The organism is Halolamina salifodinae (assembly GCF_017874235.1).
Lineage (GTDB): Archaea > Halobacteriota > Halobacteria > Halobacteriales > Haloferacaceae > Halolamina > Halolamina salifodinae.
The window spans coordinates 241404-259960 of the sequence record NZ_JAGGLC010000001.1 but is presented as its reverse complement, the minus strand read 5'-3'; the positions used below and the strand labels follow the sequence as shown (position 1 = coordinate 259960).

General features: G+C 68.8%; 17 protein-coding genes. 8 read left to right on the top strand and 9 right to left on the bottom strand.

Translation table 11 applies throughout. From position 1 onward, the window contains the following. The first annotated feature begins 62 nt into the window (after positions 1-62). Positions 63-1940: a S9 family peptidase gene (locus tag J2753_RS01330; RefSeq protein WP_209489699.1), complete on the top strand. Its 1878-nt coding sequence runs from the start codon at positions 63-65 to the stop codon at positions 1938-1940. 12 nt (positions 1941-1952) lie between these two features. Here the strand turns inward: J2753_RS01330 and J2753_RS01325 are convergent, their stop codons facing one another. Next, on the bottom strand, positions 1953-4229 hold the full coding sequence (locus tag J2753_RS01325) for a hypothetical protein (RefSeq protein WP_209489697.1): 2277 nt from the start codon (positions 4227-4229) through the stop codon (positions 1953-1955). An 86-nt stretch (positions 4230-4315) separates the two neighbouring features. On the opposite strand from J2753_RS01325, the gene gpmI reads away from it, so the two are divergent. After that, positions 4316-5845 carry a 2,3-bisphosphoglycerate-independent phosphoglycerate mutase gene (gene gpmI, locus J2753_RS01320; RefSeq protein WP_209489695.1) on the top strand — a complete coding sequence of 510 codons (1530 nt, stop codon included), beginning with the start codon at positions 4316-4318 and terminating at the stop codon, positions 5843-5845. Here gpmI and J2753_RS01315 read toward each other — a convergent pair. Beyond that, entirely contained in the window at positions 5838-6482 is a 645-nt protein-coding gene (locus tag J2753_RS01315) for a VTT domain-containing protein (protein WP_209489693.1), read from the bottom strand. The two genes, gpmI and J2753_RS01315, sit on opposite strands and share 8 nt — an antisense overlap. Before the next feature lie 119 nt (positions 6483-6601). On the opposite strand from J2753_RS01315, the gene J2753_RS01310 reads away from it, so the two are divergent. Together J2753_RS01310 and J2753_RS01305 are read left to right on the top strand one after the other, a co-directional pair. Then, on the top strand, positions 6602-7504 hold the full coding sequence (locus J2753_RS01310) for a substrate-binding domain-containing protein (RefSeq protein WP_209489691.1): 903 nt from the start codon (positions 6602-6604) through the stop codon (positions 7502-7504). A 51-nt stretch (positions 7505-7555) separates the two neighbouring features. Further along, entirely contained in the window at positions 7556-8710 is a 1155-nt protein-coding gene (locus J2753_RS01305) for an ArsA family ATPase (RefSeq protein WP_209489689.1), read from the top strand. Between the two features lie 448 nt (positions 8711-9158). Here the strand turns inward: J2753_RS01305 and J2753_RS01300 are convergent, their stop codons facing one another. The 4 genes from J2753_RS01300 to J2753_RS01285 all read right to left on the bottom strand — a co-directional run bounded on the left by J2753_RS01300 (position 9159) and on the right by J2753_RS01285 (position 13517). Next, a complete protein-coding gene (locus J2753_RS01300) occupies positions 9159-9989 on the bottom strand; it encodes an SDR family oxidoreductase (protein ID WP_209489687.1) in 831 nt (276 codons plus the stop codon). 87 nt (positions 9990-10076) lie between these two features. Continuing rightward, positions 10077-10880 carry an endonuclease V gene (locus J2753_RS01295; RefSeq protein WP_209490748.1) on the bottom strand — a complete coding sequence of 268 codons (804 nt, stop codon included), beginning with the start codon at positions 10878-10880 and terminating at the stop codon, positions 10077-10079. 56 nt (positions 10881-10936) lie between these two features. Next, positions 10937-11836 carry a rhomboid family intramembrane serine protease gene (locus tag J2753_RS01290; RefSeq protein WP_209489685.1) on the bottom strand — a complete coding sequence of 300 codons (900 nt, stop codon included), beginning with the start codon at positions 11834-11836 and terminating at the stop codon, positions 10937-10939. Positions 11837-11930: 94 nt separating this feature from the next. Then, positions 11931-13517 carry a S8 family serine peptidase gene (locus J2753_RS01285; RefSeq protein ID WP_209489683.1) on the bottom strand — a complete coding sequence of 529 codons (1587 nt, stop codon included), beginning with the start codon at positions 13515-13517 and terminating at the stop codon, positions 11931-11933. Positions 13518-13682: 165 nt separating this feature from the next. Between J2753_RS01285 and J2753_RS01280 the strand changes: the two genes are divergently transcribed. The 3 genes from J2753_RS01280 (at position 13683) to J2753_RS01270 (ending at position 15655) form a co-directional block, all read left to right on the top strand. Further along, positions 13683-14129 carry an NYN domain-containing protein gene (locus J2753_RS01280; protein WP_209489681.1) on the top strand — a complete coding sequence of 149 codons (447 nt, stop codon included), beginning with the start codon at positions 13683-13685 and terminating at the stop codon, positions 14127-14129. A 40-nt stretch (positions 14130-14169) separates the two neighbouring features. Continuing rightward, a complete protein-coding gene (locus J2753_RS01275; RefSeq protein WP_209489679.1) occupies positions 14170-14877 on the top strand; it encodes a helix-turn-helix domain-containing protein in 708 nt (235 codons plus the stop codon). Between the two features lie 118 nt (positions 14878-14995). Then, complete coding sequence (locus J2753_RS01270) at positions 14996-15655, top strand: HVO_0476 family zinc finger protein (protein WP_209489677.1); 660 nt, start codon at positions 14996-14998, stop codon at positions 15653-15655. Between the two features lie 53 nt (positions 15656-15708). Here the strand turns inward: J2753_RS01270 and J2753_RS01265 are convergent, their stop codons facing one another. Both J2753_RS01265 and J2753_RS01260 read right to left on the bottom strand, forming a co-directional pair. After that, positions 15709-16074, bottom strand: coding sequence for a DUF5830 family protein (locus J2753_RS01265; protein ID WP_209489675.1), 366 nt, complete (start codon positions 16072-16074; stop codon positions 15709-15711). A gap of 112 nt (positions 16075-16186) precedes the next feature. Then, positions 16187-16501 carry a winged helix-turn-helix transcriptional regulator gene (locus J2753_RS01260; protein WP_245334406.1) on the bottom strand — a complete coding sequence of 105 codons (315 nt, stop codon included), beginning with the start codon at positions 16499-16501 and terminating at the stop codon, positions 16187-16189. 76 nt (positions 16502-16577) lie between these two features. Between J2753_RS01260 and merB the strand changes: the two genes are divergently transcribed. After that, positions 16578-17180 carry an organomercurial lyase gene (gene merB, locus J2753_RS01255; RefSeq protein ID WP_209489674.1) on the top strand — a complete coding sequence of 201 codons (603 nt, stop codon included), beginning with the start codon at positions 16578-16580 and terminating at the stop codon, positions 17178-17180. Positions 17181-17217: 37 nt separating this feature from the next. Here the strand turns inward: merB and J2753_RS01250 are convergent, their stop codons facing one another. Then, on the bottom strand, positions 17218-18318 hold the full coding sequence (locus tag J2753_RS01250) for a pyridoxal phosphate-dependent aminotransferase (protein ID WP_209489672.1): 1101 nt from the start codon (positions 18316-18318) through the stop codon (positions 17218-17220). Positions 18319-18557: the final 239 nt, after the last annotated feature.

Genomic DNA, 18557 nt, shown 5'->3' with positions numbered 1-18557 from the left:
CGCTTCCCTCACGCGTTTCCGCGGGGCAAACAGCTAACCCCTCTCGGCCACCAGCCCGGGGCATGTACCGACGCGACGTACGGGACACGAGTCACGACGGCTTGCTGGCCGACATGGCGACCGCCGACACTGCTGTTCAGTCGGCGTCCGCCCCCGACGACGGCCGGATCGCCTACGCGCTGAACCGTGAGGACCAGACCGACCTCTGGCTTCGCGCGGACGGCCACGACGCCCGCCTCACCAGCGAGGGGGTCCTCGCGATGCGCCGCGGCCGCGGCGACACGCAGTGGTTCGCGTGGGGCCCAGACGGCGACCGCCTCGCGTTCGTCGACGCCGCCGGCACGCTCTCGACGGTCGACACCGAGACGGGAACCGTCGAGGAACTCACCCACCACGACGATCCGGATCTCGGCCTCGCGTGGGGCGAGCACGGCGTCGCCGCCGTCACGGACGCCGTCTCCCGGGCCGCACTCGTTCTCGTCGACCCCGACACTGGGAGCCAGCAGGTCCTCGCGGACGACGACCACCTCTACGGCGACCCGCGCTGGGGCAAGGACGGCCTCTACGCCGTGCGCGCACCCCACCGGAGCCTGTTCGACTTCGAGGCCGAACTGGTCCGCTTCCCCATCGAGGACGGCGACGTCGCCAACGAGCCCGAAGTGCTGTTCACCCAGGACGCCGTTCGCGTCCAGACGCCGCGCCCACACCCCGACGGCGACGGCGTCGCGTTCGTCCACGACGCCAGCGGCTTCGACGGGATTCACTACGCCGACGCCGAATCGGTCGCCGAGGCGGCGGAGAAGCGCGACTCGGTCGAAACAACGGTCGTCCACGCCGCCGAGGAAACAGAGGTCGGCGCGCCCGCGTGGCATTCCGACGGCGACCGCCTCGCGTTCACCGCGACCCGGAACGGTCGCTCCCACGTCGGCGTCGCGGATGTCGATGGCGACGCGAAGCGACTGAGCGAGGGCGACGAGAAACACACGGGCCCGTTCTGGCGCGACGGCGCGCTCCACACGATCCGCGGCGACCCGACAACGCCGCCGCAGGTCTGGAACGCGGAAGTCGGCTCGGCCGTCGTCGCTACCGGCGCGGTCGGCTTCGACGACCGACTCGCCGAACCCACCGAGTTCACCTTCCGCTCGGGCGGAACCGAGATCCACACGGTCGTCTACCCGCCCGTGGGCGGCTTCCCCGAGGAGGCCGACTCGGTGCCCGTGCTCGTCCACCCGCACGGGGGCCCGACGGCGTTCGACGACTTCGGCTGGGACTACCGCTCGCAGTACTTCGCGGCGCTTGGCTACGCCGTCGCGATGCCGAACTACCGCGGCTCCGACGGCTACGGCCGCGCCCATCGCATGGCCAACGACGGCGACTGGGGCGGCGGCGACCTCGACGACGTGATCGACGCCGCCGACGCGACCGCCGAGGCGTTCCCGGCCGTCGACGCCGACCGCGCGGGGGTCTTCGGTGGCTCCGGCGGCGGGCTGATGACTGTGAACGCGCTCGGGAACGCCGACGCCTTCGACGCGGGTGCGGCGTTCTACGGCGTCTACGACTACGAGACGTTCGTCGACGACACCGACGACATCGGCTGGCAGTTGATGAAGCGCGAACTCGGCGACCTGTCGACGGATCTCGAGAACTATCGCGAGGCAAGTCCGATCCGCTCGGTCCCGGACATCGAGGACCCAGTCCTCGTGCTCCACGGCGAGGAGGACACCCGCGTCCCGCTCAGCCAGTCCGAACAGCTCTGTGACGAACTCGAAAAGCACGGCAAGCGCCACGAACTCCAGACCTACGAGGAGGAGCCCCACGGCTTCAGCCAGCGCGAAAACGTCCTCGACGCCTACACCCGCGTCGCGGACCTGTTCGCGAAGTACCTCCAGATCGACCCGGACGACGGGAGCAGCCGCCCCCACCGGCCCGACGAGGAGTAGGCCCGCAGGCGGTTACGAATCGGTGTCCAGTTCGGCCTCGGTCGCGGCGTCGATCCGGGGCCGGATCCGCTCCGTCCGCCGGGTCACGAACGACGCTAGTTCCCCGGGGAGCCCCTCCCCTTCGACGCTCTCGTCGACGGTCGACAGCCGCTCGTGGAGTTCTTCCAGCCGGCGGTTGGCGCCGTCGTCGCGCCCGTCGCGGGCGGCCGCCCGGGCGGCGACGGCGACCAGCACTGCGGCGTCGACGGCCCGAACGACGCCGGCGACACCGCCGCCGAGGTTGCCGTTTCCGTTCCCGTTGTTGTCGTCGCTGTCCTCGCCGAGCAGTTCGTCGGCCGCGGTATTCACGGCGTCGTCGACTAGTCCGCCGGCGTTCGCTTCTGCGTCAGAAACCACCGTCACGACCGTCTCGTCGTCGATGTTCTGCCCCGTCGGCACGCTGTCGATGCCCTCGTCGTCGCGAATCGCGGCGACCTGCAGGCGTGTCTCCACGAGGAAGCGCAAGAGGAAGTCCGTCAGCGCGACCTTCCCGGTCTCGATGCCCGAGAGGTCGATCTCCTCGTCGTCGGGGTTGGGGTTGACCCGGAGCGCGCCCTGCTGGCCCGACTCGTCCCGGACCTCGGCGGTGTAGGCGCCGTCGCGGTGGGCGTAGATGCCGAACCGGTCGCCCTCGCCCGGTGGTCGGCCGTCGTACACCGTGCCGGCGAAGTCGTCGTCGAGCGCGACGGAGTCGAGCGCCGTCTCTTCGGCGGTCTCGCCCCGGACTTTCACGGCGTCCTCGTTCGCGCTCATCGGGATGGCGCCCTCGACGCCCGCGCGGGTGGTGCCGCCCTCGTGGGTCAGTTGCTCGCTGTAGGGCGCCATCCCCGCACCGTTGACGGTGAGTCGGTGCTCGCCTTCCGGGGTGTCTTCGAGGGTCAGAACACCCGAGAACGACGGGACTGCTTCGGGGTCGCTCTCCAGCAGCGCAACCGTCTCGATGGAGGGGGCCAGCAGCGCGACACCGTTGTTCCCCGGCGCGTCGTCGGCGCCGGTGGCCTCCCGGACGGCGCCGATGATCCGGCTCACGTCGCCGCCGGCCTCGATGGGGTCGTAGCGGTTTGCCAGCGCGGCGCGGTGCTGCGGGTCGCTGATGTCCAGGGAGGGGTCGCTGAACCGTGGCTGGTCCCACGGCGGGCCGGTGGTGGTGATGTGGCCCGCGATGGCGTCTTCGACGAACTGCGGGACGGTGAAGCTGAAACTCAACTGCGGCCCGGTGAAGTCCTCGATGTGCTGGATCTCGCTCACGTCGACCAGGTCGTAGCGTGCGTCGGCGTCGACGCTCGCGGCGTCGATATCGGGGACGAACGTGATCTCGCCCTCGCGTTTCGGGATCGACTCGGGCGGGTTCGCCAGTTCGTCGTACGTGTCGACGGTGATGTCCTCGGGGAGCAGGTCCCCCGGACGCACGTTCGGCAGGCGCTCGTGGTCGGGAAGCGGCGTGCCGTCGTACTCCGGGACGGCGTAGGGCAGTGTCAGCCCTTCATCCCGTGGGAGGCCGTACGCGAGCGGCAGCGACGCCTGCCCGGAGATGACCTCCACGGGATCGTTGCTGATGTCGGGGGCCAACTCCTCGATGGCGGTGCGCTGGAACGACGACGGCCGGGCGTTGACCCCGAGCGTGCTGGAGTGGGAGCCGACCTCGCTGATGATCGACGCCCGGGCGACGCCGGGGTCGAGGTGCTCGTTGTTCGGCACCTTTCGGGAGTGGGCGGAGGCGACGAACAGCACTGGCTGCCCCGTTCCGGTTGCGTCGGCAGCGGTCGTCGACGTGTCGGTCGCGTTCGCGCTCCCCCCCGCCGAGCGGTCGACGAACACGTGCAGCACCTCCCAGTCGTGCCAGTGGAAGTTCGTCGAGAACTGGTCGAACGCCGAGTAGATCCAGAACTGCACACAGCAGAGCGGCGAGTCGGGGTAGTCGATGGCCTGGTAGAACACCGTCGAATGCGGGTAGTCGGTCTCGCGGGCGTCGGCGGTGTAGCCGTCCAGCGCGTCGAAGCCGTCGACGACCGTTCGGCCGTCCTGATCGCTCTCGTACTCGCGCGGGTCGGCCGGGAACCATCGCTCGCGGGTGCCGAAGTAGAGCGTCGGCGCGTGGGCCTCTGCGAGGCGTCGGGACTCCTCGTCGCTGAGGAGCGCGGTCTCTGCCGGCGCCGGGCTGCCGGTGAGCAAGTACGCCCCGCCCGCGGTGGCGCCGCCGCCCGCGAGGAGGGCGAGCAGGCTGCGCCTGTTCAGGCTCTCGAGGTCCATTCGGGTAGCGAGTGTTCCGCACCTGTGGGTATGTGTCTGTCGCCCCACCGAAGCCGTGATACGGGGGGCCTGCCCACCCCATAAGCATGGACGCAGCACTCGTCATTCTCGACGGCTGGGGGCTCGCACCCCCGGACCAGGCGGGCCGGGACGCGGTCGGCGCGGCGTCGACGCCGAACTTCGACGCGCTCCGGGCCGCGGGCGCGTTCGGCACGATGACCGCCCACGGCCGCCGGATCGGCCTGCCCGAGGGCCAGATGGGCAACAGCGAGGTCGGCCACATCCACATGGGCGCCGGGCGCGTGGTCAAGCAGCCCTACACCCGCATCAACGACGCCATCGCCGCCGACGAACTGGGCGACATCGACGCTATCAGCGACTCGTTCGACTACGCCGCCGAGCACGACGGCCGGGTCCACTTCGCCGGCCTCGTGAGCGACGGCGGGGTCCACTCGGATCAGGCCCACCTCCACGCGCTGATCGAACTCGCGGCCGAGCAGGGCGTCGACGCCGTCACCCACGCGTTCACCGACGGCCGAGACACCCCACCGAAGAGCGGCGCCGACTACCTCACGGAACTTCAGCAAACCATCGACGAGCACGGAACCGGCGACGTTGCCACCGTCACGGGCCGGTACTACGCGATGGACCGCGACCACAACTGGGAGCGCACCAGAGAGACCTACGACACCATCGTAAACCGCAAGGCGCGATACGAAACCGACTCAGCGGTGGCTGCAGTCGAGGAGAGCTACGAGCGCGGGGAGACCGACGAGTTCGTCGAGCCGACGCTGATTTCGGGCGCCCCAGCGCTCGAAGACGGCGATGCGCTGATCACGTTCAACTTCCGGGCTGACCGTACCCGACAGCTCTGTCGCCTGCTCGGTGGGATCGGCACTGACGAGTGGCCGTTCGACCTCGACCGGCCCGAGATCCGGCTGGCGACGATGACCCGCTACGAGGAGACCTACCCGTTCCCGGTCGTGTTCCCGCCCAACGACCCCGAGAACACGCTGGGAGAGATCTGGGCCGACGCCGGGATGGGCCAACTCCGGGTCGCCGAAAGCGAGAAGGAGCCCCACGTCACCTACTTCTTCAGCGGCGGCCGGGAGCCGCCGTTCGACGGCGAGGAGCGCCGCATCGTCGCCTCGCCGGACGTGCCGACCTACGACCATCAGCCCGAGATGTCCGCGCCGGAGGTGACTGACGCCGCCATCGCCGCTATCGCGGAGGAGGGGCGCCACCCCGAGGCGCTGGTACTTAACTACGCCAACCCGGACATGGTGGGCCACACCGGCGATTTCGACGCCGCCGTCGAGGCTGTCGAGGCCGCCGACCGGGAACTCGGGCGCCTCGCGGACGCCGTTGCCGACGCGGGCGCGCACCTACTCGTGACTGCCGACCACGGGAACGCCGACGACATGGGGATGTCGGAATCCCCCCACACCGCCCACACGTTCAACCCTGTGCCGCTGATCTACGTCTCGCCTGATGGCGATTCGGCGGGGCGGTCGATCCGCGAAGGCGGGTCGCTGCCGGACGTGGCGCCGACGATTCTCTCGCTGCTGGGGATGGACCAGCCAGCCGGGATGACCGGCGAGTCGCTGTTCAAGTGAGGTCGGTCGACTCCGCCCGGAAATGCCGGTACGCGGGCCCGGCAAGCAGGAGCACGGCGGCAACGGCGGCGGCGACGATGAGCTCCGGTTCGACGACTGAGCCGAGACCCTCCCGCAGCACGCGGTCGATGGACCGGCCGGCGACGATGCCGGCGACGGCCCACGGGAGTTCGCCGATTGCGGTGCCGACGAGGAACGCCCGGACCGGCACGCCCGAGAGTCCGATACCGACCGAGACCACGTCTGAAGGCGCCGGGAGCAGGCGGCTCACAATCACGCCCCGCAGGTCACCGGTGGCGTCGACGGCTTTCGCGCCCGCGGTGGCGAATCGGCCGCCATCTGCGGAGTGGCGCGCGAGCAGGAACGGCGGGACGCTGGTGAGTGCGATCAGCGCCAGCGCGACCGGGAGCCCGCGGAACCCCCAGCCGTAGCCCACGACGACGGCGATCAGCGTGGTGGGCCAGGCCAGTAGCGGGCGGACGAGCGCCAGCACTACCAGCGCCGCGACGAACCGAACCGGGTCGGCCGCCAGCCAGTCGAGGCGGGCTAGCAGCCACCGCGGCGAGGTGAGCACGGCGCCGACGGCGACGAGCAGGAGGATCGCGGCCCCGAGGGCCGCACGGGAGCGTCGCTGCACAGTCGCCGTCCGTGGCGGAACGCGATGGGGTTTGTGGTCGACGGCGGCGCGCCGCGGGTCGGAGAAACCATTTTCGACTACATCAATAGCTATTTGCAACCGAAGATAGTTGTATCAGTATGGACAGGCGGGGCTATCTCCGGGTGGTCGGCGTCGGCGGCACACTGGCGCTCGCTGGCTGTGGTAGCGACGCCGGCGCCGACGACGGCGCGGCCGGCGTCCAGCCCCCCGATACGGGGACGCTCACCCTCGCGACGGCGACGACGGCCTACGACAGCGGCCTGCTCGATGCGGTGATCACCGAGTTCGAGGAGACGTTCGGTGGATCGGTTCGGACGCTGCCCCGCGGCACCGGCGGATCGCTCGAAACTGCCCGGAACGGCGACGCCGACGTGGTCGTGGTCCACGCCCGGCCGCTGGAGGACGAATTTCTGCGCGCGGGCCACGGCGTCAACCGCCGGGCGCTGATGGTCAACGACTTCCTCGTCGTCGGGCCACCCGACGACCCCGCGGAAATCGCCGGAAAGGATCCGGCCGAGGCGTTCCGCGCCATCGCCGACGCGGCGGCGCAGTTCGTCTCCCGGGGCGACCGCTCGGGCACCCACATCCGCGAGCAGCGCATCTGGGACGCGGCGGGCGTCGACCCCGGCGGCGACTGGTACCGCGAGACCGGGCAGGGGATGGGCAACACGCTCACCGTGGCCGAACAGATGGGCGCCTACACGCTCACGGATCGCGGCACCTTCCTCACGGTTCGCGAGGGGGCGCTGACACCCCACGTCGACCGCGGTATCGACGACCCGCCCGCGCTGCTGCGCAACGAGTACGCGGTCATCCCGACCAACCCGGCGCGCCACGACGTTGCCTACCCGCTGGCGATGGCGTTTGTCGGCTACCTGACCGGCCCCGGCCGCTCGGAGATCGAGTCGTTCCGTATCGATGGCGAGCGGGCGTTCCGCCCCGTCGGCGCGAGCGAGAACCCCAACTTCGGCCAGTACGTCCCGAGCGACTGGGAGTCCTGACCCGCCCACCGGACCGAGAGACACACAAGCCCTCGCCCCCGAGCGCCCACAATGACCGAAATCGACGTGGAGCCGGTCGACTCCGTCGAGGACGACGCTGTCGACGGTTCTCGTGACGAGCCCCCCGCTGAGACGCTGGACGAGGAGACGACTCTCCCGACCGATATCGACGCCCCGGAGTACGTGCTCTACGGCGGCAAAGGTGGCGTCGGCAAGACCACCTGCGCCGCGGCGACGGCGCTGGCCTCCGCGGCCGACGGCACGCGGACGCTCGTCGTCTCGACGGATCCGGCCCACTCGCTCTCGGACACGCTCGGCGTGGACATCCCGGCCCACCCCAGCCGCCTCCGCGAGGACGTGCCGCTCTGGGGCGTCGAAATCGACCCCGACGCGGCGATGGAGGAGGGCTTTTTCGCCGCCCAGCAGGAGGAGGGCCCCGTCGGCGACCTCGCGGGGATGCTCGGCGGCGAGGGCGCGGGGATGGAGTCGCTCTTGGGTGGCACGATGCCCGGTGCCGACGAGGCGGCGGCGATGCAGAAGCTGATCGAGCACATGGACGACCCGCGCTTCGACCGCGTCGTCGTCGACACGGCGCCGACGGGCCACACGCTGCGCCTGCTCCAGCTGCCCGAGATGCTGGACACGATGGTCGGCCGGATGGTCAAACTCCGCCAGCAGTTCTCCGGGATGATGGACGGCATCAAGGGCGTGTTCGGCGGCGGCGCCGACGAGGAGGGCGCGGGCAGTCAGGATCTCGACGAACTCAAGGAGCGCATCGAGCGCCTGCGAACGCTCCTGCGGGACCCGAACCGTACGGACTTCCGGGTGGTGATGGTGCCCGAGACGATGAGCGTCGTCGAGTCCGAACGCCTCGTGAGTCGGCTGGAAGAGTTCGACATCCCCGTGGGGACGCTCGTCGTGAACCGCGTGATGGAGGACCCCGCCGACGTGGCCGACCTCGCGGGGAGCGACGAGCGAAGCTCGTCTGCCAGTGAGACGGAGTCTGGCGGCATCGCCGACGACTGGGTGGTCACGCCGAACCTCGAGGATTGTGAGTTCTGCCAGCGTCGCTGGTCGGTCCAGCAGGACGCGCTGAGCCGTGCGACGGACCTCTACCGCGGGCGGGAGGTGAAGCGGGTGCCGCTGTTGGCCGACGACGTGCGCGGCGAGGCGGCGCTGCGGGTGGTTGCGGCCTGTTTGGACTGATTCAGGTGTGGGTCGGGCGGTGTTTCGGTCGTCGGTCCTTGCTGTGGAAGGATCTCTTTCGTCGACTGATCAGACAGCACCAGCGACCGCAACAGCAGCTCGATCGTTGGCAACTGAGAGGCCGCAAAGCGCCGGGCACGAGCCCCGGTCATCAGAAATCTCCGATTCTGATTGGCAAACGAGAGCTTCGCTCCCGTTAACGGCACAGCACCGAGTCCCCACTCCTCCCCGCGCCGACGGCGGCGCCGCCAGCGACGAAGCGAACGAGAGCACGGCAGAGCTTTGCTCTGCCGGAGGGAGGGAGTCGGCTGGGGAGGCTGTGGCCGCGGTGCGGCGCTGTGCGGTCCAAGTTGCCAACGACAGAGACGCTGTCGTCGTCGTAACCCCAACCTCAGAGTATTGAGAACGGTCCTAATCGAAAGAAGGAACCCCACTTAACAGCCGAAAATCACGCCAACCGCTTCCGAGCGAACCGAATCGCCAGATCCCGGATCGAGTCCGGCAGATGCCGCGTCTTCACGAGCAGCCCCGCGGACGGGCCCACGGACATCCGCGCGGGCGGGTCCGTGAGGTTCGCGGCATCGAGGATGCGGTCGGCGACTTCAGCGGGTTCGATGGCGCCCGGACCGCCGCCGGCCAGCACCTCGGTATCCTCGAACAGCGTCCAGAACCAGTCGTATGCGCCCGTGCGCTCGGCCTCGTCGGCCTCGGCGCTCGCGCGGTCGCCGAACTTCGTCTGCACCGGGCCGGGTTCGATCAGCACGGCGTCGATGCCGTGGCCCTCGACCTCCCAGCGCAGCGCGTCGGTCATCGCCTCGACGGCGAACTTCGACCCCGCGTAGGCGCCGCCGCCGGGGATCGAGATCCGGCCGATCACCGAGGAGAGGTTCACGACTGTCCCCTCGCCGGCCTCGCGCATGTGCGGGAGCACCGCCTTGATGAGTCGGTGGGGGCCGTAGACGTTCACCTCGAACTGCTGCCGGACCTCCTCGGTGTCGACCTCCTCGGTCGGCCCGAACTGGGCGTAGCCCGCGTTGTTGACCAGACAGTCGATCCGGCCGTCCTGTCTGAGCATCCGATTCACAACGTTGCGCACGTCGCTGTCGTCGGTCACGTCGAGCGTGGTAGTCTTACACCCCTCACGCTCGCCGAGGTCGGCGATGTCGTCGGTGTCACGCGCCGTCGCGTACACCGTCCAACCGTCATCGAGGAACGCCTCCGCGGTGGCGCGGCCGATGCCGGACGAGCAGCCAGTGATGAGCACCGTCTCCGGTCGCATAGCTGTCTGCTGGACCGGATGCGGGTTAAGTGTGCGCAAAGGCGGCCGAAACGCGGCGGCTGGAAGCGGCGGCGGACCAGCGATCCCCTACTCGTACTGCGCTTTCGCGTCGTCGGCGTGGCGGTCCGCCAGCCGGGTCGGTTCGGGGAGTTTGTAGCCCGCACAGAGCGAGTCGACCAGATCCACCGTCGTCGATGCCGAGACGCGGTGGCCCGGTGAGATATATAGCGGATTGATCGACTGCTCGCGGTCCCACTGCCGGGACTGATAGGCGTGACCGATCACGGTTCCCTCGGGCGCTTCGACGCCCTGCTCGCGGGTCGTTTCACTCCCCGCTCGCTTCTCCGTGGTCTCCCGGCGGTCGACCACGCTGGCATCGGCCAGGATGGGCGTCGACCAGCCCGCAGGTCGGTCCGCGACCGGTTCGGCAGGCTCCCCGCAGAGCAGGCGTTTGGCGACGCCGATGCTCGGCAGGTCGAGCATGACCCCGATGTGGGTCGCGATGCCGGCCTGCCGGAAGTGGATCCGGCCGGAGCCGTCGAAGATGGCGAGATCCGGCTCCACCGAGAGTTCCTCGAACGCGGCGAGGATCGGGCCGCCCTCGCGGAACGCGAGCAGGCCCGGGATGTACGGGATCGATAGCGGCGTCACCGAGTGAACGCGCTCGACGACGGCGCCGTCCTGAATCGCGACGATGGCCGACACCGCGCGCTCCTCGAGGAACGCCTGATCGACGCCGACGACGACGGGGGCGTCGCTGCTCGCGCCGAGACGCTCGTTCCCGCTCGCGTCAGCCTCGACCGGGCTGTTGAGGGCGACGGCCTCGGGGTCGAACGGCAGATCGTCCTCGAACTCCGCGGCGTCGGCGATGTCACGCTGGAGGGCCTCCATCTCCTCGTGGGAGAGGTCGGGATCGGGCCGGAACTCGGGGCGGTCGAGGGTCACGCTCAGAACCGCCCTCCGCCCCGACCCGGGCCACCGGGGCCGCCCGGCCCGCCGCCACCGCCGAACTGGAGGCGCTTGGGTGGCTCGACTTTCCCCTGGATGTAGGTGCCGTACACGAGACCGATAGCCAGCCCTGCGAGGTGGGCCCAGTGGGCGACGTTCCCGCCGCCACCGGCGACTCCGAACCCTTCGAGCAGGCTCAGCGCGGCGAAGCCGATGGTGAGCGCCCAGATTGGCACCGGGAGGATGAAGTAGAGATACACCTTGAGCCCGGGGTTCAGGATGGTCAACACGCCCATGATCGCCAGTAACGCCCCGCTGGCGCCGAGGACGCCGATCTGTGCGCCCGGGCCGACCAGCGCGAGGGTCGAGCCGATCTGGGCCAGGCCGGCCGCGGCGCCGGAGACGAGGAACAGGCCGACGAACCGCTTGGTGCCGATCCGGCGCTCGACCACCTGGCCGAAGAAGAAGATCCCGATGCTGTTGGCCACGATGTGGAAGATACCGCCGTGGGCGAACACCGAGGTGATCCACGTCCAGACGTACTCAGGATGGGTCGAGCGGAGGACGAACAGCGTGTTCTCGATCTCACCCAGCGCGAACGCGCGGAGGCCGAGCTGGATCACGAACGTCACCCACATCGCCAGCAGGAACACGAACGTTGCGTTCCCCTGCATGTAGCTTCGCCAGAGCCCCTTTGCGCGGGTCCGGAGGCCGGCACGGCTCTGTCGGGTCGTTCCGCCGCCCCCGCCCTCCTCGAACACGCCGACCGGGTCGTTCCACTCCAGCCCCGGACAGTCGTGGTTCTCCGGGAGTCGGTGTTCCGAGCAGAACGTCCCCCCACAGCGCCGGCACTCGTAGGGCATGTTCTCTTCGTTCCCACACACGTCGCAAGTCGCCATTGGGGACAGGTAGCGCGCGCCGGCTAATAGGTCTGGGGCTCTGGGACGGTCCCCGGACCCGTACGGGGACCTGCCCGAGCGCTGCTTGCGTTGTCTACTGGTACTCCGTGACCGTCACCGTGTAGCTCCCCGATCCGCTGTAGGAGTCCACGTCGATCTGAAGATCCGTGGAGTCGTCGGGCGCGTCGATGGTGATCGACTCCTGACTGTCAGTGGTGTAGGAGGCGTAGTCGTAGTTGCTCGGCGTCGCGTTCTGGGTCGTCCCCGTGTTGACGTAGAGGTCGAAGTCGGCGTCGCTCGGGCCGTCGAGTTCGATCACGACCTGCGACGGGCCGTCGTAGCTCCACGCGTAGCTGTAGTCGTCGTAGTCGTAGGAGCCCGCGAGGCTCCCGTCGGTGGACGACGAGGTGGAGTCGCCGCTGCCGCCGCCGCCACCGCCGCCCCCGCCGCTGCCGGGTTCGGTCGTGACTGCGGCCCCGGCGTCGACCTGCCCGCTGCCCTGCTGATTCTCGGGGAGTCCGATGTCGGCAGCGGTGTTTTTGAGGTGGCTCCGGAGGTCGCTGTTGCTCAGCGACCCCCACTGGGCCAGCGTCAGGCCCGCGACGCCCGAGACGACCGGCGTCGCCATCGAGGTGCCCGAAAGCTGTTCGTAGGAGCCGCGGGTCTGGGTGGTCGTCGAGAGCACGTCGACGCCCGGCGCGGCGAGTTCGACCGAGTCGCCGTACTGGGAGAACGAGGCGAGCTGTTCGTTGCTGTCGACTGCCGAGACGGCGAGAGACTCCGAGTACGCCGCCGGGTAGGAGACCGACGAGGAGCCGTCGTTCCCCGCCGCGGCGATGACGAGCGCGCCGTTGGTGGTGGCGTAGCTCACGGCGTTTTTCATCGTGTCCGTGTAGCCGCCGCCACCGAGGCTGAGGTTGATCACGTCGGCGCCCTGGTCGGCGGCCCACTGGATCGCGTCGGCGATGTCCGCGGTGGACCCGCTGCCGTTCTCGTCCAGCGCGCGACCGTTGATCAGCGTGGAGTTACCCTGGCCGGCGACGCCCGTACCGTTGTCGACGACGGCCGCCGCACAGCCGGAGACGTGCGTCGCGTGGTACTCGTCCTGAGGCACGTCCGGGGCCGGGTCGGAGTCGCTGTCGACGAAGTCCCGCCCCGGGTTACTGGCGTAGTTGGCCGCGAGGTCCGGGTGGTCGTACTGCGCGCCGGTGTCGACGACGGCCACCGTCACCGACGAATCGCCGAAGGTGGTGTCCCACGCGGTGGGCGCGTTCACCTGCTGTGGCGCGTACTGGTCGCCGAACCGCGGGTCGTTCGGTGTCGCCAGCGCCTGATGGGTGGCGTTCTGCTCGGCGTACTTGATGTGGTCCTTCTTGGTCACTGCCTCGATGAAGTTCTCGCGGGCCACGTCGGCGGCCTCGTCGGGGAACTTCACCGCGACGTAGCGGAGTTTCTCGTTGGACCGCACGAGTTCGGCGTTGCCCGGCACGTACTGCTCGACGGTCGCGGGCACGTCGTCGGCCGTCGCCGAGACGCCGACGAGGATTTCGTCCTCCTTCGCGCCGGGTTCACGCCCCGGCGTCGCCGCGCCGACGCCCGCGAACCCCGCGGCGGCGCCGAGTGCGCCGATCCCTTTCAGCACGCTGCGTCGCTCCCAACTTCGTTTGCTATCGTCTGGCATGGTGCGAACTCACAACGTCGGCACCGATATAAATTTCTATCGGTAGGTAGTACATATTTTTGAACGAAATATTGATCAATGGCTGTTCGGGGTTTATATATCGCTCGGCGAACAGCTATCGGGCGCTCCCGGAAGCGATATGGGGGGGCGGCCGCAGAGACGGCTATGGACCTGGTTCGACGGCTGATCGGCGGGCGGCGCGAGGGTGTCGCGCTGTTCGTCGACGGACCGAACGTGTTACGCGAGGAGTTCGACGTGGATCTGGACGACGTGCGTGCGGCCGCGGCCGCCGCCGGCCGCGTCGTCGCCGCCCGCCTCTATCTGAACGAGCAGGCGACCGGCGGCCTGATCCGGGCGGCGGAGGCCCACGGCTTCGAAGTGATCACCACCAGCGGCGACGTCGACGTGAAACTCGCCGTCGACGCCGCGGAGTTCGTGCTCCGGAACCGCGTCGAGACGATTGCGGTGGCCTCCCGGGACACCGACTTCAAGCCCGCCTTCGAACTCGCGGGCCGGGAGGGCGTGCGCACGCTCGCCATCGCGCCCGGAAGCTACGGCCGGTCGGACGCCCTGCGGTCGGCGGCCGACGAGAGCGTCACGCTCGGGGAGTAGCACCGACACGCCTATCTCGGCGCCCCGTCCATCCGGAGGCGTGACCGAGAACGCAGAGCGCCGACTCGCCCGCCGGATCGCCGGCGAAGTCGTCCTCTCGGACGACCCCGGCGCCACCCTGCGGAAGTGGCGCACCGACTTCGAGGTGTCCCAGACGGCGCTGGCCGCGGAGATAGACGTCTCCTCGTCGGTGGTCTCGGACTACGAGAGCGGCCGCCGGGAAAGCCCCGGCATCGGCGTGGTCCGACGGCTGGTGGAGGGGCTACTGGCCATCGACGCCGACCGCGGCGGCGCCCATATCCGCCAGTACGCCCGCGTCGTGACGGCGGGGTTCGAGAGCGACATCGTCCACGACCTGCGGGAGTACTCCCACGCGGTGTCGATGGCCGAGTTCTACGAAGCGACTGGCGCGACTGAACTGGCCGATGGCGGCGCCGAACACGTCAACGGCCACACCGTGATCAACAGCATCGAGGCCATCACGCGCCTCTCCAGCGAGGAGTTCTACCGCCTCTACGGCGAGAGCACCGACCGCGCGCTCGTTTTCACCGATGTCACCCGTGGCGAGTCGCCGCTGGTGGCGCTGCGCGTGCTGACGCCGACGCCCAACGCGGTGGTGCTCCACGGCATCGAACCCGAGGACGTGTGGGATCACGCGCCCGCGCTGGCGAAGCGCGACGGGTTCTCGCTTGCGGTGTCGACGAAGGATCTCGACGAGATGCTGGCGGACCTGCGCGCACTCCCCTGATTCTGGCTTCCCGCCGCGCCTCGTTCCCGCCGATTCTCCCGTTGCCCTGCCGCGCTCCCCCGTGTCACGGCGCCCCGCGAAAACGCGGGTTTAAACCGCCCGAACGGCAATCGGAGGTATGAGCGAGTCCGCAGAACGCCTGCCGCTTCCTTGCCCCTCGTGTTCGCCCCACGAGGAAATGGTCCACGAGGTTCTGAGCCCGGGCGGGCAGACGACGGTTCGATGTACGGACTGTGGCCACGTCCACAAAGAGAAGATCGAGACGCCCGACGAGGTCACCGTCGACGTGGTGGTCTCCCAGGACGGCGACGCCTACAAGACGACGCTGAACGCCGTCGCCGACGAGTCCATCGAGGCCGGCGACGAGTTCGTCGTCGAGACGACCGAGGCGATCCAGCAGGTGGAAGTCACCAGTATCGAAATCGGGCCGGAGCGCCGGACCGAGCAGGCCGAGATGGAGGAGGTCCAGACGGTCTGGACCCGCGTCGTCGACAACGTCGGCGTCAACATCACCATCCACCCCAAGGAGGGTGACGGCCGCAACGAGCAGTCCCGCAGCACGAAGGCGTTCCTGCCGGGGGACTTCGAGTTCATCGTCGGCAAGACCTACGAGCTCGGCGATGACGAGTTCGAGGTCGACAGCCTCCAGCTCCGGGACGCCGTCGCCGACGACTACCGGCACAAGAAACTCGACCACGAGGGCGACCTCGCGTTCGCGAAGGACGTCAAGCGCGTCTTCGGCCGCGACGAGAAGTCCAGCGCCTGGTCGGCCTGGTAACTCCGGTACGGCGTTTTGCTGCTTTTCCCCGATCCATCGACGCCCAGCGGTAGCTACTCCCGACCCAGAATTTTCCGCACGCAGGAGGGGCCAAAGGGCCCCAACTCGCCGCTCTCGAACTGCACGAAGTGCCCCGTCGAGATGTTCGCGCCACAGCGTCGGCAGTCGTAGTCGCCCTCCCGCTGGACCACGTCGCTGCCCATGCGCACGAACGTCCCGCCCGTGCGGGTGCGCAGGCGGCCGTCCTCGCGCTCGATCAGCCCGCGCTTCTCGGCGTCGTCGAGGATTTCGCGGGTGAGCGAGGGGCTGGTGGTGACCGCCTCCAGTCGGTCGATGGTCTCGGCCAGCGATAGCTCCTCCTCTTCCAGATGCGCGAGCAGTTCGAGGCCGAGTTCCTTCTTCGCCTCGCGGGTCGACACGGCGGGGCGTTCTCGGGCGGGGCGCTTGAGCGTTACGCGCTCCCGACCAGGGTCGGGGCACTCTGCAGTCGGTGGAATCGGACGCGTCTCGTCAGTCCTCTCGGCCCTCCGCCTACCGGAGGAGCGGTTCGAGGCGTTCGGCGAGGGATTCTCCGTCTCCGGTTAGCGTGTACTCGACCCGGGGTGGGATCTCGTCGTACTGCTCCCGTTCGAGTAGGTCCGCCGAGACGAGGTCGTCGAGGCGGGCGGAGAGCGTCGAACTGCTCACGTCGCCACCGAACGCCGACTCCAGTTCACCGTATCTGGCAGTGCCGAGATGGTCGACGACACAGACGATCTGCATCGCGTACTTCCGGCTGAGCAGGTCGATGACCCCCTCGAGTCGGCAGTAACACTCCGGCGCGTCGGGTCGTGGCTGTTGGGACATGGCTTCGATCACCCGAAGTCGGTTCAATGATTGGGAGTTGACAGCATAAGTACTTCGCTAACGAAAGTATAGGTGCATGAGTTCCGAACGCTCCGATCAAGAGGGGAACAGTGAGCAGGACGAACGATGGCTAGGTGGGCAGCGCGTGCTCGAAGCCGAACTCCCTGCGGCGTTCCGTACCGAAATGAGTCGGTTTCTCGATCGCGACCTAGCGACGCTCGAAGAATGGGTTGCGGCCCTGCGTGCGGCTAACGGCGGGGTGATCGACGCCGAGATGCTCTGTCACGCCGACGAGCAAACCCCACACTGGGCCGTGCTCGACGGTGAGACCTACCACTTCCAGTGTTTCTACGACGCCGTTGCGCTCGCCCGACTCAGGGACGGTGTGGTCGATATTGGGACGGAGAGCCCCAGCGGCGATGTCGTCGGGGCTCGTTCGACGGGTCACGACATCGACCCGACGCCGTCGACGGCAGTCGTTTCGTTCGGTATCGAAACGGGTGCGGCGACGGCAGGCGACAAACCCACCGCCCGCGAGGCGTATGGGGCGATCTGTCCGTACGTGAAGGCGTTCCCCGACCGCGGGGCCTACCAGTCCTGGGCCGACGCTGTGAACGCCGAGACTGTGGCGATGCCGCTCACGGCGGGAGTTCCGATCGCCGGCCGCCTTGTCGACTGAATACCGAATTCGATATCGCGATAACTGATTTATTGGGCTACGCGAAGAACTCGGTTAGCCGCTCGGCAGCCTCCTTGACGCGTGGTGTCACCAGCGCGAACCGGAGCCAGTCGTCGTAGGCGTCGCCGAAGCCCTCGCCGGGCATCCCGGCGACGCCCGCCTCGTCGATGAGGCGCTCGACGTTCGCCATCGTCCCCGGGTAGCCGTCGAAGCGCGCCATCACGTAGAACGCGCCATCCGGGCGGGTGTACTCCGCGCCCGCGGCGTCGAGGGCGTCGGTGAACGTGTCCACGCGCTCGCGGATCAGCTCCCGGGCAGCCTCGTAGTAGGCGGCGTCGGCGCCCTCCAGCCCCCGGAGGACGGCGTGCTGGCCCGGCCGGGTGGTGGCGACGTTGACCAGCATGTGCCGGGCCTTCGCGTTCTCGGCGAGCCACTCGGGGAAGATGGCGTAGCCCACGCGGAACCCCGTGATGGCGAGCGATTTCGAGAAGCCGGAGGTGACGATGCGGTGCTCGGAGTCGATGGTGAGCGCGGACTCGAACTCCCCGGAGAGGTCGAAGTGGTCGTACACCTCGTCGACGACGACGACCGCGTCGTGGTCCTCACAGAGGCGGACGATCTCCGCGACTTTTGCGTGCTCGTACACCGCGCCGGTGGGGTTGTTCGGCGTGTTTAGCACCACCAGCCCGGTTTCGTCGCTGATCGCCTCGCGGTAGGCGTCGACGTCGATGCTGCCGTCGCGGTTGGCGGGAACGAACGTCGCCTCGCCGCCGAGGATCTTCGTCTTCCCCGGGTAGTAGGGGTAGACCGGATCCGTGAGCAGCACTTCGTCACCGATATCGCGCTCCAGCGCGGCAGCCATCCCGAGGTAGTTCGCCTCGCCGGTGCCGTTGGTGACGACGACCTGCGCGGGGTCGACGCCCCGGCGCTCGGCGATTTCGGCTTTCAGTTCGGCCGTCCCGTCGCTGGGCGGGTACTGGAAGCGGTCGGACTCGAACTCGGCGTACTCCTTGAGGCCGTCCCGGAGCGCCTGTGGGGGCTCCCAGTCGGGGTTGCCGCTGACCATGTCGATCACGTCGTGATCGGCGTCGCCGACGTAGCCCATCACGTGGAAGAATTTGGGCTCCTCGTACTCCATGGGGGTGGGTGTGGGGGCAGGGCTATGCCGCTTTCGGACAGTTAGTAGTCGAGATCGGTTCGGGAGATTTCGCTGCCGATGCCTTTTGGGTATTGAGGGAGGCGTTGACAGCAGCTACCGCGAACAGCACCGCGGAGTTCCCAAGGACACTTGTGGCCGCACCACCCCGCACCGCGGCCACAGCCTCCCCAGCCGATTCAGTCGCTTCGCTCCTTCATCCTCCGAGGGAGCAAGTGGTT

Excerpts from the sequence above, each read along its gene's own strand:
- J2753_RS01330 (WP_209489699.1), top strand. The coding sequence starts at position 63 with ATGTACCGACGCGACGTACGGGACACGAGTCACGACGGCTTGCTGGCC.
- J2753_RS01325 (WP_209489697.1), bottom strand. The coding sequence starts at position 4,229 with ATGGACCTCGAGAGCCTGAACAGGCGCAGCCTGCTCGCCCTCCTCGCG.
- gpmI (WP_209489695.1), top strand. The coding sequence starts at position 4,316 with ATGGACGCAGCACTCGTCATTCTCGACGGCTGGGGGCTCGCACCCCCG.
- J2753_RS01310 (WP_209489691.1), top strand. The coding sequence starts at position 6,602 with ATGGACAGGCGGGGCTATCTCCGGGTGGTCGGCGTCGGCGGCACACTG.
- J2753_RS01305 (WP_209489689.1), top strand. The coding sequence starts at position 7,556 with ATGACCGAAATCGACGTGGAGCCGGTCGACTCCGTCGAGGACGACGCT.
- J2753_RS01300 (WP_209489687.1), bottom strand. The coding sequence starts at position 9,989 with ATGCGACCGGAGACGGTGCTCATCACTGGCTGCTCGTCCGGCATCGGC.
- J2753_RS01295 (WP_209490748.1), bottom strand. The coding sequence starts at position 10,880 with ATGGAGGCCCTCCAGCGTGACATCGCCGACGCCGCGGAGTTCGAGGAC.
- J2753_RS01290 (WP_209489685.1), bottom strand. The coding sequence starts at position 11,836 with ATGGCGACTTGCGACGTGTGTGGGAACGAAGAGAACATGCCCTACGAG.
- J2753_RS01285 (WP_209489683.1), bottom strand. The coding sequence starts at position 13,517 with ATGCCAGACGATAGCAAACGAAGTTGGGAGCGACGCAGCGTGCTGAAA.
- J2753_RS01280 (WP_209489681.1), top strand. The coding sequence starts at position 13,683 with ATGGACCTGGTTCGACGGCTGATCGGCGGGCGGCGCGAGGGTGTCGCG.
- J2753_RS01270 (WP_209489677.1), top strand. The coding sequence starts at position 14,996 with ATGAGCGAGTCCGCAGAACGCCTGCCGCTTCCTTGCCCCTCGTGTTCG.
- J2753_RS01260 (WP_245334406.1), bottom strand. The coding sequence starts at position 16,501 with ATGTCCCAACAGCCACGACCCGACGCGCCGGAGTGTTACTGCCGACTC.
- merB (WP_209489674.1), top strand. The coding sequence starts at position 16,578 with ATGAGTTCCGAACGCTCCGATCAAGAGGGGAACAGTGAGCAGGACGAA.
- J2753_RS01250 (WP_209489672.1), bottom strand. The coding sequence starts at position 18,318 with ATGGAGTACGAGGAGCCCAAATTCTTCCACGTGATGGGCTACGTCGGC.